Source organism: Methylobacterium sp. 275MFSha3.1 (assembly GCF_900108435.1).
Classification (GTDB): domain Bacteria; phylum Pseudomonadota; class Alphaproteobacteria; order Rhizobiales; family Beijerinckiaceae; genus Methylobacterium.
Genome location: NZ_FNWP01000003.1, coordinates 206,738 through 220,113 on the forward strand (window position 1 = coordinate 206,738; position 13,376 = coordinate 220,113).

A 13,376-nucleotide genomic window follows, 5' to 3' on the forward strand; every position below is an offset into this window, starting at 1 on the left:
CCCCTGCGGAGCATTCCCGTCCCGGCCGCGGGCACCGCTCGATGACGCTCGCGGGCTTCCTGACCTACGCGCTGGCCCTCGGGGTCGCTGCCGCGATCCCCGGGCCCGGCGTCGTCGCCCTCGTCGCCCGGGCCCTGGGCGCCGGTTTCGGCGCCGCGATGGCCTTCTCGCTCGGCCTGATCCTCGGCGACCTGACCTATCTCGCCGCCGCGATCTTCGGCCTGTCGCTGATCGCGGAGGCGCTCGGGGCGGTCTTCGTCGTCGTCCGCTACGGCGCGGCGCTCTACCTTGCCTACCTGGCATTCCGGCTCTGGCGGTTGGCCGGAGCCGCAGCCCGGGTCGAGGGCGAATCGCGGGACCGGCCGTGGACCAGCTTCGTCGCCGGGCTGACCATCACCTTGGGCAATCCGAAGACGATCGTCTTCTACCTCGCGATCCTGCCGACGCTCGTCGATCTGCGGGGCGTGACGGCGGCGGATTGCGTCAGCCTCGTCGTCATCACGGCTGCGATCCTCTTCGCCGTGATGACGCCCTACGCGGCGCTGGCGGCGCGGGCGCGCGAGTCTCTCCGGCGGCCGGCCTTTCGCGCGCGGCTGAACCGTGGCGCCGCGGCGATCATGGCCGGCGCGGCGGTCTGGACCGTCCTGCGCCGCGCCTGACTGGTGCGCTCTTCCGGGCCTCAGCCCTCCAGGGGCTCGTCGCCGAGGAGCTCGATACCGAAGCCCGAGAGGCCGACATAGGAGCGGGACGAGGTGGCGAGGTTGCGGATCGAGACCACGCCGAGATCGCGAAGGATCTGGGCGCCGAGCCCGACCTCGCGCCACTGCCGCGCCCGGAGCGCCTCCGTTCCCTCGTCGGTGACGCTCTTGACCGGGACACCCGCGGTGCCGTCGCGGAGATAGACCAGCACGCCGCGCCCGGCCGCCGCGAAGCGCTTGAGCACGGCGTCGATCTGCTTGCCGCCGCCGATCACGTCCGCGGCGACGTTGGAGCGGTGCAGGCGCACCAGCACGTCGCGGCCGTCGCCGATCTCGCCCATCACGAACGCGAATTGCTGGATCGACTCGAAGGGCGTCGAGAAGACGTAAGCGTTCAGGTCGCCGTGGTTCGAGCGCACCGGGAAGTGTCCGACCCGCTCCACCAGACGATCGCGGGCCTGCCGATAGGCGATCAGGTCAGCCACCGAGACCTGCTTGAGGCCGTGCTTCTCGGCGAAGGTCTCGATCTGCGGCCCCTTCATGACGGTGCCGTCGTCGTTGGCGAGCTCGCAGATCACGCCCACGGGCGGCAGCTCGGCGAGGCGGCACAGGTCGACGGCGGCCTCGGTGTGGCCCGAGCGCATGAGTACGCCGCCGTCGCGGGCGATCAGCGGGAAGACGTGGCCGGGCCGCACGAAGTCGCCGGCGCCCATGTTGCCGTTGGCCAGCGCCCGCACGGTGTTGCAGCGCTGCTCCGCCGAGATGCCGGTCGTCAGCCCGTGCTTGACGTCGACCGTGACCGTGAAGGCGGTGCCCAGCGGTGCGTCGTTCGACGCGACCATCGGGGCGAGGTGCAGGCGCCGCGCCTCGCTCTGGGTGATCGGCGCGCAGACGATGCCGCAGGTGTTGCGGATGATGAACGCCATCTTCTCCGGCGTGCAGAGCGAGGCGGCGACGACGAGGTCGCCCTCGTTCTCGCGGTCGTCGTCGTCGGTGACGACCACGATCTCGCCGCGGGCGAAGGCCGCGATGGCCTCTGTGACGGTGCAGTGGGGCACGGGCATTCTCGAATCGTTGGGACGGACCCGGATCAGGGCTGGGATCCGACCTGTCCGCGATGGCGCAGATAGTGATCGGCCAGCACGCAGGCCATCATGGCCTCCGCGACCGGCACGGCGCGGATGCCGACACAGGGATCGTGCCGGCCCTTGGTGACGAGATCGACCTCGCCGCCGTCGCGGGTGACGGAGCGGCGCGGGGTCAGGATCGAGGAGGTCGGCTTCACGGCGAACCGCACCACGACCGGCTCGCCGTTGGAGATGCCGCCCAGGATGCCGCCCGCGTGGTTCGCCAGGAAGCGCGGCCGGCCGCCGTTGCCGGCCCGCATCTCGTCCGCGTTGTCCTCGCCGCGCAGGGCCGCCGCCGCGAACCCGTCGCCGATCTCGACGCCCTTCACGGCGTTGATCGACATCATCGCGGCGGCCAGGTCCGCGTCCAGCTTGCCGTAGACCGGTGCGCCGAGACCGGGCGGCACGCCCTCGGCGACGACCTCGATGACGGCGCCGACCGACGAGCCGTCCTTCCGGAGTCCGTCGAGATAGGTCTCGTAGAAGGACGCCGTCTCGGCATCGGGGCAGAAGAACGGGTTTTTGCCGACCGCGTCCCAGTCCCAGCGGGACCGGTCGATGGCGTGCGGGCCCATCTGCACGAGGGCCGCCCGAATGGTCACGCCCTGGATGACCTTGCGCGCCACCGCGCCGGCCGCGACCCGCGCGGCGGTCTCGCGCGCCGAGGACCGGCCGCCGCCGCGGTAGTCGCGGATGCCGTACTTCACGTCGTAGGTGTAGTCGGCGTGGCCGGGGCGGTAGCTGTCGCGGATCTCCGAGTAGTCCTTCGAGCGCTGATCCGTGTTCTCGATCATCAGCGCGATCGGGGTGCCGGTGGTGAGCTGGCGGCCGCCGGTGCGGTCGTCCGCGAAGACGCCGGACAGGATCTTGACCTGATCGGGCTCGCGGCGCTGCGTCGTGAAGCGCGACTGGCCGGGCTTCCGGCGATCCAGCTCGGCCTGGATCTCCTCGGCCTCCAGGGGCAGGCCGGGCGGGCAGCCGTCGACGACGCAGCCGAGCGCGATCCCGTGGCTCTCGCCGAAGGTCGTGACGCGGAACAAGTGGCCGAAGGTGTTGTGCGACATGGCGCGGCTGCCTTAGCGCGGGAGCGGCGGGGGCACAAACGCGGCCCGTGCAGGGCGGCCGGGCAGACCCGCGCGCGGTGACGGGTCGGAGCGCCCGGCAGCCTCACCGGGCCTTCGGCGAACCGGGCAGATCGAGCCCGCCCCGCGCCTTGAGCGCCCGGTACGCCGCGACCGCCGCCGCGAGATCCCGGTGCAGCCGGCGCTCGTCGCCGAGATCGGCGAGGGCGTAGGTGAGGCCGAGGATGTGGGCGGCCTCGTAGCCCTCCGGCAACTCGCCCGCGCTGCCGAGGGCGATCGTCGCGGTCGGCAGCGCGTCGGCGAAGTCCGACAGCCGCGTCCTGAGCGCGGCGCCGCTGGCGCGAAGATGGGCACCGGCCGCCGCCGGACCGTGGCTCCGGATCGCCGCGACCGTCCCCTGCGCCAGCGACAGGTGCACCGCCTCGCGGTGCGCCGGAAACAGGTAGACGAGGTAGTAGCCCCGCGTGGCGCTGGTGGTGACGGCGGGATCGAACACGGCGATCCAGGGGATCGCGGCCCAGTGGCTCCCGCGCCCCGGGCTGCCCTTCACCAGGAACGGCCCGTCGATCGGCTCCAAAGCGGCGCGCAGCTCGTCCGGCGCACCCCTGCGGATGACGGCGGCGAGCGGGTGGCCGGCCGGCGGGTCGAGCCGGGCGAGCGGGTATTCCTCGACGATCCGCCGGAGCGCGTAGCCGAGGCTCACGGCCGCGCCAGCACCCCGCCGGTGATGGCCTCGCGTACCCCGGTGGTCGCCGGGAAGGTGATCGGCAGGCCCTTGAGCGAGCGCACCGCGAGGTACGCGAAGGCCTGCGCCTCCAGATAGGCGGAGGACCAGCCGATCGCGTCCGCGGTCGTGATCTCGGCGCGCAGGTGGTAGTTCAGGAGCCGCACCAGCTCGCCGTTGCGGGCGCCGCCGCCGGCCACGATCCAGCGGGTCGGGACCTCCGGGGCGTGGTCGAGGGCCCGGGCCACGGCTCGGGCCGTGAAGGCCGTGAGCGTCGCGGCGCCGTCCTCGGTCGAGAGTTGCCCGGCGAGCTTGTGCGAGAACCAGTTCCGGTCCAGCGACTTCGGCGGTTTGCGGAAGAAGAACGGGTGCGTCAGGAGCCAGGCGAGCAGCTGCTCGTCCGGGCGGCCGCGGGCGGCGGTGCGGCCGCCATCGTCGAGGTTCTTGCCCTCGCGCTCCTGCATCCACTCGTCGATCAGGGCGTTGCCGGGACCGGTGTCGAAGGCGATGACGCCGCCCTTCGAGTCGATCAGCGTCGCGTTGGCGACGCCGCCGATGTTGAGGATGCCGAAGGGCCCGTCGAAGCCCGACGCCTCGGCGAGCGCCTTGTGGAAGACCGGCACCAGCGGCGCCCCCTGCCCGCCCGCCTCGATATCGGCCCGGCGCAGGTCCGAGACGACCGGGATGCCGAGCCGGGTCGCCAGCGCCTGCCCGTCGCCGATCTGGATCGAGATCCGCTGGTCCGGACGGTGGATCACGGTCTGGCCGTGGAAGCCGATCACGTCGATCTCGGAGGCATTCAGGCCGTGCTCCTCCAGGAAGCGCTCCACGGCCTCGGCATGGGCGAGGGTGACGAAGGCCTCGGCCTCCGGCAGACGCCCGGGCCGGTCGCCGGGATGGAGGACGGATTCGGCGTCCTTGGTGGCCGCGCGCAGCAGCGCCTTCTCGTCGTCGGCGTAGCCGCGGTAGCCGGTGGGACCCAGCGGTTCGAGGAAGTTGTTGTGGCCCTTCACCACGTGGACGCGCTCGCCGTCGGTCTCGATCAGCGCGATGTCGACGCCGTCCAGCGAGGTGCCGCTCATCAGTCCGATCGCGCGCATCATCGCCATGCCGTGCTGCCCCGTGCCTTTCGGCCAACGCCCTGCTAAGAGCGCGCCGTATCCTGTACCCAGCGCGAGCTAGCATGCGGGGCCTCGGCCTGTCGCGCCAGCGCGCGACCCGAGATGGCATCCATGACCGCCGAGAGCTTCGCGCCGAAATCCGACTTCCTGCGGATCCTGACCGAGCGCGGCTATATCCACCAGACCTCGGACCTCGCCGGCATCGACGCCGCGGCCCTCGAGGGCCGGCTGACCACCTATGTCGGCTACGACTGCACGGCGCCCTCGCTCCATGTCGGGCACCTGCTGTCGATCATGATGCTGCACTGGCTGCAGGCCACCGGGGGCAGGCCCATCGCCCTGATGGGCGGTGGCACGACCCGGGTCGGCGACCCGTCCGGCCGCGACGAGACCCGCAAGATCCTCACCGTCGAGCAGATCGACGCCAACAAAGCCGAGATCCGCAAGACCTTCGACCGGTTCCTGCGTTTCGGCGACGCGGCCGGCGACGCCGTGATGGTCGACAACGCCGAGTGGCTGACCAAGCTCAACTACATCGAGATGCTGCGCGACGTCGGCCGCCATTTCTCGGTGAACCGCATGCTGTCGATGGACAGCGTGCGCCTGCGCCTGGAGCGCGACCAGGAGCTGTCGTTCCTCGAGTTCAACTACATGATCCTTCAGTCCTACGACTTCGTGGAGCTGAATCGCCGCTACGGCTGCGTCATGCAGATGGGCGGATCGGACCAGTGGGGCAACATCGTCAACGGCATCGATCTCGGCCGCCGCATGGGCACGCCGCAGCTCTACGCCCTGACCTGCCCGCTGCTGACCACCTCGTCCGGCGCCAAGATGGGCAAGACCGCGGCCGGCGCCGTCTGGCTCAACCCGCACATGCTGAAGCCCTACGATTACTGGCAGTTCTGGCGGAACACCGAGGACGCGGACGTGGCCCGCTTCCTCAAGCTGTTCACCCTGCTGCCCATGGAGGAGATCGCGCGCCTCTCCGCCCTCGCCGGCTCCGAGATCAACGCGGCCAAGACGGTGCTGGCCACGGAGGCGACCGCGCTGATGCACGGCCGCGAGGCCGCCGAGGCCGCCGCCGAGACCGCCCGCAAGACCTTCGTCGAGGGGACGCTGGCCGCCGACCTCCCGAGCGTCACCGTGCCGTCCGCCGCCCTGGAGGCGGGCCTCGGCGTGCTCACCGCCTTCGGGCCGGAGGTCGCCAAGCTCGTGCCGTCCACCAGCGAGGCGCGCCGTCAGATCAAGGGCGGCGGCCTGCGGGTCAACGACGTGCCGGTCACGGACGAGAAGGCTGTCCTCGGCCGCGGCGACGTGACCGCGGACGGGGTGATCAAGCTCTCCTTCGGCAAGAAGCGGCACGTGCTGTTGCGGCCCGAATAGGCCGCCCGAGACCGCCACGAGGGACGGAACGCGTGAGCATAGCCCGCATCCTGGTGATCGACGACGAGCCGCCGATCCGCCGGCTGCTCCGCACCGGTCTCGGGACGCAGGACTACGCGGTCGTCGAGGCCGCCGACGGGGCCGCGGCGCTCGTCGCCCTGGAGGCCGGCGGGGTGGATCTCGCGCTCCTCGACCTCGGCCTGCCCGACATGGCCGGCCACGCGCTCCTGGCGGCGATCCGCGAGCGCTGGCCCGACCTGCCGGTCGTGATCCTGTCGAGCCGCGACGACGAGCGCGGCAAGGTCGAGGCTCTCGATCTCGGCGCCGACGACTACGTCACCAAGCCCTTCGGCATGAACGAGTTGCTGGCGCGCATCCGCGCGGCCCTGCGCCATCGCCTCGCCATGCAGGGTGAGCGGCCGGTCTTCCGGGTCGAGGACCTCTCGGTCGACCTCGTCCGCCGCATCGTCCGCGTCGGCGAGCGCGAGGTGAAGCTGTCGCCGCGGGAATACGAGTTCCTGCGCGTGCTGGTGCAGCACGCCGGCAAGGTGCTCACCCACGCGCAGCTCATGCGCCACGCGCCGGCCTCGTCGGACCCGCAGTACCTGCGCGTCTACATCCGGCAGCTGCGCCAGAAGCTCGAGCCCGATCCCGAGCGCCCGCGCTACCTGCTCACCGAGACCGGCGTCGGCTACCGCCTGCGCGCGCCGGATTGAGCCCGGCGCGCCGGCTCAGGGCTCCAGCCCCTCCTCGACGCGCCGCGCGGCGCGCAGCTTCTCGACCCGCGCCACCGAGAACACCGAGGCCTCGTAGAGGAGCAGCATCGGGATCGCGAGGGAGAGCTGCGAGATGACGTCCGGCGGGGTCAGGATGGCGGCGGCGACGAAGACCAGCACGATCGCGTAGCGGCGCTTCTCGCGCAGGAACGCCGCGTCGATGATCCCGATCTGGCCGAGCAGCGTCAGGATCACCGGCAGCTGGAAGGCGATGCCGAACGCGAAGATCAGCGTCATGATCAGCGACAGGTACTCGTCGACCTTCGGGAGCAGCTTGATCGTCGGCTCCCCGGCGACGCCCACCTGCTGGAGCGACACCGAGAATTTGATCAGCAGCGGCATCGCCAGGAAGAACACCACGAGCGCGCCGAGCAGGAAGAAGATCGGGGTGGCGACGAGGTAGGGCAGGAACGCCTTGCGCTCGTTGCGGTAGAGGCCGGGTGCCACGAAGGCGTAGATCTGCGTCGCGATCACCGGGAAGGCCAGGAAGGCCGCGCCGAAGACGCTGAGCTTGATGTTGGTGAAGACCTGCTCGAGGAAGTGCGTGGCGATCAGCTCGGCGTTCTGCGCACCCACGATCGAGACGTAGGGGTAGACCAGCACGTTGTAGATGTCGCGCGAGAAGAAGAAGCACGCGAAGAACATCAGCACGAAGGCGATGAGCGACTTGATCAGCCGCGCGCGCAATTCGATCAGGTGCTCGAGCAGGGGCGCCCGGGACGCCTCGATCTCGGCCTCGTCCGCCTCGCTGATCATCGGGCAGCCGTGCCGTTCTTGGACTCTTCGGTGGCGGGGTGTGCGGCAGGCGGGTCGGGCCGAGGACCGAACGGATCGTCCACCGAGCCGGGCACGGGCAGGGGCAGGGGCGCCTCCGCGACCTCGGTCGCCGCACCATGGTCCGACGCGCCGGCTGGCGTCACCGGATGCGTATCAGCGGCGTGAGGCGCCGCCGCGGCTTCCTGCTCGGCCTTCAGCTGCGCCGTGGCGTCGGCCAGCGACCGGGTCTCGACCGGCGGGGTCTCGGGGCCGGGCAACTCCGGTCCCATCTTCTCCGGACCCATCTTGGCCCGGCCCTCGACGGCGCCCTTCAGTTCGTCGCGGATCGTCTGCACCGGATTGAAGGTCGAGCCGGCCGTGCGGACGGTGTTGCGGATGCCGTCGACCTCGCGCCGGACGTCGTCGAGCTCGGCCTCGCGGATCGCCTCGTTGAACTGCATCTGAAACTCGCCGGCCATGCGGCGCAGCTTCGTGGTGATCTGCCCGACGGTGCGCAGCGCCTTCGGCAGATCCTTCGGCCCGATGACGATGAGGGCGACGCCGCCGATCAGCATCACCTCGCCCCAGCTCATGTCCAGCATGTCGTCGACGGTCCTGCTGCCCCGAGATCCGGCACGGCGGCCGGACCCCGTCAGGCTCTACACGAGCGCGCGCGCTCTGACAGTCCTACAGTCGGGCTCGCCTACAGTCGCGCCCGCCGTCAGACCGGCTTGCGCTCGCCGCCGGGGATATGGCTCGCCGGGATCGCGGTGCCGGGGCTCGTCTCGGCGGTGTGCGGGATGGTGCGGACCGGCTCGGCCGGCGGCGGCGCGGCCTGGGCCGCCGGCGGGGTCTCGTCCTCGGCCATGCCCTTCTTGAAGGCCTTGATGCCCTTGGCGACGTCGCCCATCAGGTCGGACACCTTGCCGCGTCCGAAGAGCAGCATCACGATGACCGCGACGATGACCCAGTGCCAGATACTCATGCTGCCCATGGCAACCTCCTGCGGGCGCCCCGAAGAAGCGGGAGCGTGACGCCACGTCCGGTTGAGGATTTCGGGGCGAACCTAGGGATCGCGCCGCCCGAACACAAGCAGAGGCGATGCCACGGCCGGTGGAAGGCCGCGATGGAACGTCGCGCGGTGTCTCAGGTCAGGCGGCGGCGAGAGCCGCGGCGAAGCGGTCGCGGGCTTCCGCGACGTCGAGCCCGTCGCCGGCGGGGTCGAGCCGCGCCAGCGCAGCGGCGGCGCGCCGCGCGGCCTCGCCGGTCAGTTCGGGCGCCGCCTCGGCCACAGCCTGCATCTCGTCGCGCGCGCCGTTGCAGTGGAGGCCGATGTCGATCCCCGCCGCGAAGGCGCGCTCCGTCCGGTCGCGGAACGTGCCGGTCAGCGCGTGCATGGACAGGTCGTCGGTCATCAGCAGGCCGTCGAAGCCGATGGCGCCACGGATGATGTCGCGGATGACGGTGTCTGACTGGGTCGCCGGCCGGTCGGGGTCGATGGCGGTGAAGACGACGTGCGCGCTCATCGCCATCGGCAGGTCTGCGAGGGCGCGGAAGGTGCGGAAATCCTGCCCGGAGAGATCCGCGCGGGTCGCGTCGACCACCGGGAGGCCGTGGTGGCTGTCGCAGGTGGCGCGCCCGTGCCCGGGGATGTGCTTCATCACCGGCAGGACGCCGCCGGCCATCAGGCCCTCGGCGACGGCGCGTCCGATCTCGGCGACTCGCTCCGGACTCGTCGCGTAGGCGCGGTCGCCGATGATGTCGTGCGAGCCCGGCGCCGGCACGTCGAGGACGGGGGCGCAGTCGACGTTGATGCCGACCTCGGCGAGGTCGTGCGCCATGAGGCGCGCCCCGAGCCGGGCGACGGTCGCGGCGCTGCCGTTCAGGCGGCCGTAGCGGCCGCCGGCCGGATAGGCCGGCCAGTGGGGCGGACCCATCCGCTGGACCCGGCCGCCTTCCTGGTCGATCAGGATCGGCGCCCGGTCGGACCCGACGCAGTCCCGGAGTGCCCCGGTGAGGGCGCGGACCTCGTCGGGCGTCCCGATGTTGCGCTTGAACAGGATGAAGCCCCAGGGCTTCACGTCCCGGAAGAAGGCCCTCTCCTCCGCCGTGAGCGACGGGCCGGTGCAGCCGAGAATCAGGGCGCGGGAGGTCATCTGGAACGACTCGGGGACAGCTCGGTTGCGGCGCGAAGACGGCGCGAGAACGGCGGCGGAACCGCCGGACGGCGCGAATCGATGGCGACAGAGTCGGGCGGGAACGGGGAGCCGGCAAGACCAAACCGGGGCCCCGGACCGGTGGCCGGGGCGATCGCGCCGCCCGTGTTGCCTAGGGGACTCGGTCGGACGGGCGACGCGGATCACCGCGGACGGGCACGCCGTCCCGTCCGCGAGGTGCCGTCAGGCCCTCAGTTCTTGGCCACGAAGCACTGGCCGCCCGCGCCCTGCAGGGCGCTGCACAGGCTCGCGGCCTGGGCCTTCTCCAGCGGTCCGACGCGGACGCGGTAGATCGTCTTGCCGTTGACCTCGGCCTGCCGGATCAGCTCGGGCTTGCCGGCGAGCTGCGCGTACTTGGCCTGCAACTGGTGGAACGCGGCCTTGGCCTCGGCGGCGGAGCTGCGCACCCCGAGCTGGACCGAGAAGCCGCTGACCGGGCCGGACTTCACGGCGTCGTCGTCCGTCGTGGTGCTGGCGGTGGTGTCGGGCGCGGCCGCGCCGGCCGGAGCGACGGCGGCGATGCGCTGGGCGGCCTTCGGCGGCGGCTTCACGGCCACCGGCTTGGGCGCCGGCTGCTCGACCGCGGCTTCCGGCTGCGCGTCGACGGGCGTGGCCGTGGTCGCCGGCATGGCTGCGGCGGTCTGGCGGACGGGCCTGGACTTCGGGGCCGGCGGGGCGGGCGGCTCGTCGCTCGGCAGGACCATGGTGGGGATCGGGGCCGGCCCGGCATCGGCGGCCTGCTGCTCGCGCGGCGGCGGCGCGGGCGGCGCTTCGGGCTTGACCGCCACGGTGCGGACGCGGCGCGGCTCCCCGAAGGCCTCGAACGGGCCGCTGCCCGGCGTCGTGCCGCCCTGGGCGCCGCTCGGCTGCGTTGGGCCCTGGGCCGCCCGCGCGGCCTCGGCCACGTCGAGGGGCTGCTCTTCGCGGTTCACGATCTTGATCTGGCCGTCCTTCTTGCCCTTCGGGTCGTAGATCTGCCGGTTCTGATCCGGGATCTCGACGCCGTCGGCGACCTTCGGGGCGACCTTGAGGGGCGTGGAATCGGCCTGGACCACCGGAACGCCGCCGTGGCCGGAATTGCTCAGGCCCTTGTAGGTGAGCGCCCCGGTGACGGCGAGCGCCACCACGGCGACGCCGGCACCCACCGAGGCGAGCCGCCGCCGCGGATTGGCGCGCCGGAGCGCGCGGCTGTCCGCGTAGGTCTCCTCGTCGCCGGTCGAGGTCGGGCCGCCCTCCGGAGCGTAGCCGGCGCCCTCGCGGTGCGTGTCCTGCTCTACCGAGGCGAGATACTGGTCGAACGCGTCGGCCGGCGTGGCCTTGGCGGGTTCCGGGGCGAAGCTCGGCTCGACCCGGGCATTCCAGGCGGCCTGCTGCGGCGCGGCGGGCGCGACGGCGCGCATCTCGTCGCGGGCCGCGAGCAGCGCCCGGAACGGGTCGTCCTGGCCGACGATGCGGGCGAGTTCCGCCAGCGGGTCGCCCTTGCCGGACGCCTGCGGCGCCTGGCCCTTCTCCTGACGCAGATCGCGCGCGAGGGCGTCCAAATCGACCTGAGCGCGCGAAGCGTTCGTCATGGCAGCATCCTCACATCAACGCCGAAGACTGGCCCGATGCACCCGGGCCTATCGCATCTCGTCCGGCGCGGTCACACCGAGAATCGCAAGGCCGGCCGCCAGCGTGCTCCGCAGAGCTTCGACGAGCGCCAGCCGGGCCCACGTCGACTTTCGGTCGGTTGCATTAACAAACCGTAATTGCGGCAAGTCTTTGCCCTTGTTCCAGAAACTATGCAGCGCGGAGGCCAGTTCATAGAGGTGGAAGGCGATTCTGTGCGGCTCGTGCGCCAGCGCCGCGGATTCGAGGACCCGCGGGTACTGCGCGATGAGGCGCATCATCTCGATCTCGCCCGGGTCGCTCAGCACGGAGAAATCCGCCTCGCGGGCCAGCGCCGCGGCCGAGAGGTCGGCGTCCGGGAAGGCCTCGCGCGCCTGCCGCTGCACCGAGCGGACGCGGGCATGGGCGTACTGGACGTAGAAGACCGGGTTGTCCTTCGTTTGCTCCACGACCTTGGCGAGGTCGAAATCCAGGGTCGCGTCGTTCTTCCGGTAGAGCATCATGAACCGGATCGCGTCGCGGCCGACCTCGTCGATCACGTCGCGCAGGGTCACGAACTCGCCGGCCCGCTTGGACATCTTGACCGGCTCGCCTGCGCGCAACAGCCGCACGAGCTGGCAGAGCTTGACGTCGAGCGTGGCCTTGCCGTCGCTGACCGCCTTCACGGCAGCCTGCATGCGCTTCACGTAGCCGCCGTGATCGGCGCCCAGGACGTCGATCAACTCGGTCGCCCCGGCGAGATACTTGGCCCGGTGGTAGGCGATGTCGGAGGCGAAGTACGTGTACGAGCCGTCCGACTTCAGCAGCGGGCGGTCGCTGTCGTCGCCGAATTCCCGGGTGCGGAACAGCGTCTGCTCGCGGTCCTCCCAATCCTCCGGCAGCTGACCCTTGGGCGGCGGCAGACGCCCCTCGTAGACGAGGCCCTTGGCGCGCAGCTCCGCGAGCAGGGACTTCACGGCCCCGCTCTCCTGGAGCGTGCGCTCGGAGAAGAACACGTCGTGGCGGATGCCGATCGCCGCCAGGTCGGCCCGGATCATGTCCATCATCATGCCGAGCGCGGTCTCGCGCACCGCGGGCAGCCACTCCGCCTCCGGCTTGTCGAGGAGCGCGCGGCCGTGGGTCTCGGCCAGCGCGCCGCCCACGGGCTTCAGGTAGTCGCCCGGGTAGAGGCCCTCGGCGATCGCGAAGGGCTCGCCCAGGGCCTCGCGGTAGCGCTGGAAGGCCGAGCGGGCCAGCACGTCGACCTGAACGCCGGCGTCGTTGATGTAGTATTCCCGCGTCACCTGCCGGCCGGCGGCGACGAGCAGGTTGCACAGGGCGTCGCCGAACACCGCGCCGCGGCCGTGCCCGACATGCATCGGCCCCGTCGGGTTCGCCGACACGTACTCGACGTTGATCGGGCCGCCGGGCAGCCGCGCGCGGCCGAACGCCTCCGGCGCCGTCAGCGCGTCGCGCACGACCGCGTGGAAGATCGCGGGGTCGAGCCGCAGGTTGATGAAGCCCGGCCCGGCGACGCTCGCCTCGACGATCCGCGGGTCCGCGCGGAGTTCCTCCGCCAGTGCCTCGCCGAGCGCCTTCGGATTGGTCCGCGCCTCCTTGGCGAGCACCAGGGCGGCGTTCGTGGCGAGATCGCCGTGCGACGCGTCGCGGGGCGGCTCGACGACCACGCGGCCCAGGTCGAGGCCCTCGGGCAGGTGGCCGGCGCGGGTCAGCGCCTCCACGGCCTCGCGCACGCGCGCCTCGAACAGGGCGAAGATGTTCATGGGTCTCGATCTCGCTCGCGCGGGGGTCTCGTCGCCCGGCCCGTCCGGCCTGCGCCCGCCCCGGCGGTCTAGCAAGGGGGCGGGAGGGTGTCACGGCGCCGGGCCGCGCACCGAGCCCGCGG

Annotated in this window: 13 protein-coding genes; 3 read left to right on the forward strand and 10 right to left on the reverse strand. The window is 71.9% G+C overall.

Annotation, left to right across the window (positions count from 1 at the left end; all coding sequences use genetic code 11):
* Window positions 1–41: 41 nt before the first annotated feature.
* Entirely contained in the window at window positions 42–659 is a 618-nt protein-coding gene (locus BLW78_RS03945) for a LysE family translocator (protein WP_091676828.1), read from the forward strand.
* A 20-nt stretch (window positions 660–679) separates the two neighbouring features.
* On the opposite strand, the gene ribB is transcribed toward BLW78_RS03945, so the two are convergent.
* The 4 genes from ribB to BLW78_RS03965 all read right to left on the reverse strand — a co-directional run bounded on the left by ribB (window position 680) and on the right by BLW78_RS03965 (window position 4,740).
* The gene (gene ribB / locus BLW78_RS03950; protein ID WP_042675272.1) at window positions 680–1,756 is read right to left on the reverse strand and encodes a 3,4-dihydroxy-2-butanone-4-phosphate synthase; all 1,077 of its coding nucleotides are present in this window, start codon (window positions 1,754–1,756) and stop codon (window positions 680–682) included.
* 32 nt (window positions 1,757–1,788) lie between these two features.
* Window positions 1,789–2,889: a chorismate synthase gene (gene aroC / locus BLW78_RS03955; protein ID WP_042675260.1), complete on the reverse strand. Its 1,101-nt coding sequence runs from the start codon at window positions 2,887–2,889 to the stop codon at window positions 1,789–1,791.
* 103 nt (window positions 2,890–2,992) lie between these two features.
* The gene (locus BLW78_RS03960; RefSeq protein WP_091676831.1) at window positions 2,993–3,610 is read right to left on the reverse strand and encodes a DUF3578 domain-containing protein; all 618 of its coding nucleotides are present in this window, start codon (window positions 3,608–3,610) and stop codon (window positions 2,993–2,995) included.
* Window positions 3,607–4,740 carry an anhydro-N-acetylmuramic acid kinase gene (locus BLW78_RS03965; protein ID WP_091676833.1) on the reverse strand — a complete coding sequence of 378 codons (1,134 nt, stop codon included), beginning with the start codon at window positions 4,738–4,740 and terminating at the stop codon, window positions 3,607–3,609. Before BLW78_RS03965 ends, BLW78_RS03960 begins: the two co-directional genes overlap by 4 nt.
* A gap of 123 nt (window positions 4,741–4,863) precedes the next feature.
* On the opposite strand from BLW78_RS03965, the gene tyrS reads away from it, so the two are divergent.
* Entirely contained in the window at window positions 4,864–6,135 is a 1,272-nt protein-coding gene (tyrS, locus tag BLW78_RS03970; RefSeq protein WP_091676836.1) for a tyrosine--tRNA ligase, read from the forward strand.
* A 32-nt stretch (window positions 6,136–6,167) separates the two neighbouring features.
* A complete protein-coding gene (locus BLW78_RS03975; protein WP_091676838.1) occupies window positions 6,168–6,851 on the forward strand; it encodes a response regulator in 684 nt (227 codons plus the stop codon).
* Window positions 6,852–6,866: 15 nt separating this feature from the next.
* Here BLW78_RS03975 and tatC read toward each other — a convergent pair whose 3' ends face one another.
* The 6 genes from tatC to argS all read right to left on the reverse strand — a co-directional run bounded on the left by tatC (window position 6,867) and on the right by argS (window position 13,254).
* Window positions 6,867–7,667, reverse strand: a complete 801-nt coding sequence (gene tatC, locus BLW78_RS03980) for a twin-arginine translocase subunit TatC (RefSeq protein WP_091676841.1) — start codon at window positions 7,665–7,667, stop codon at window positions 6,867–6,869.
* Window positions 7,664–8,269, reverse strand: coding sequence for a Sec-independent protein translocase protein TatB (tatB, locus tag BLW78_RS03985; RefSeq protein ID WP_091676844.1), 606 nt, complete (start codon window positions 8,267–8,269; stop codon window positions 7,664–7,666). Before tatB ends, tatC begins: the two co-directional genes overlap by 4 nt.
* A 119-nt stretch (window positions 8,270–8,388) precedes the next feature.
* Complete coding sequence (locus tag BLW78_RS03990) at window positions 8,389–8,661, reverse strand: twin-arginine translocase TatA/TatE family subunit (protein WP_020092042.1); 273 nt, start codon at window positions 8,659–8,661, stop codon at window positions 8,389–8,391.
* 157 nt (window positions 8,662–8,818) lie between these two features.
* A complete protein-coding gene (gene nagZ, locus BLW78_RS03995) occupies window positions 8,819–9,823 on the reverse strand; it encodes a beta-N-acetylhexosaminidase (protein ID WP_091676847.1) in 1,005 nt (334 codons plus the stop codon).
* Between the two features lie 251 nt (window positions 9,824–10,074).
* Window positions 10,075–11,454 carry an SPOR domain-containing protein gene (locus BLW78_RS04000; RefSeq protein WP_091676848.1) on the reverse strand — a complete coding sequence of 460 codons (1,380 nt, stop codon included), beginning with the start codon at window positions 11,452–11,454 and terminating at the stop codon, window positions 10,075–10,077.
* Between the two features lie 48 nt (window positions 11,455–11,502).
* Window positions 11,503–13,254: an arginine--tRNA ligase gene (gene argS, locus BLW78_RS04005; protein ID WP_091676851.1), complete on the reverse strand. Its 1,752-nt coding sequence runs from the start codon at window positions 13,252–13,254 to the stop codon at window positions 11,503–11,505.
* Between the last annotated feature and the right edge of the window lie 122 nt (window positions 13,255–13,376).

Coding starts and splice junctions, on each gene's coding strand:
- BLW78_RS03945 (WP_091676828.1), top strand. CDS start 42: ATGACGCTCGCGGGCTTCCTGACCTACGCGCTGGCCCTCGGGGTCGCT.
- aroC (WP_042675260.1), bottom strand. CDS start 2,889: ATGTCGCACAACACCTTCGGCCACTTGTTCCGCGTCACGACCTTCGGC.
- BLW78_RS03965 (WP_091676833.1), bottom strand. CDS start 4,740: ATGGCGATGATGCGCGCGATCGGACTGATGAGCGGCACCTCGCTGGAC.
- tyrS (WP_091676836.1), top strand. CDS start 4,864: ATGACCGCCGAGAGCTTCGCGCCGAAATCCGACTTCCTGCGGATCCTG.
- tatC (WP_091676841.1), bottom strand. CDS start 7,667: ATGATCAGCGAGGCGGACGAGGCCGAGATCGAGGCGTCCCGGGCGCCC.
- tatB (WP_091676844.1), bottom strand. CDS start 8,269: ATGCTGGACATGAGCTGGGGCGAGGTGATGCTGATCGGCGGCGTCGCC.
- BLW78_RS03990 (WP_020092042.1), bottom strand. CDS start 8,661: ATGGGCAGCATGAGTATCTGGCACTGGGTCATCGTCGCGGTCATCGTG.
- nagZ (WP_091676847.1), bottom strand. CDS start 9,823: ATGACCTCCCGCGCCCTGATTCTCGGCTGCACCGGCCCGTCGCTCACG.
- BLW78_RS04000 (WP_091676848.1), bottom strand. CDS start 11,454: ATGACGAACGCTTCGCGCGCTCAGGTCGATTTGGACGCCCTCGCGCGC.
- argS (WP_091676851.1), bottom strand. CDS start 13,254: ATGAACATCTTCGCCCTGTTCGAGGCGCGCGTGCGCGAGGCCGTGGAG.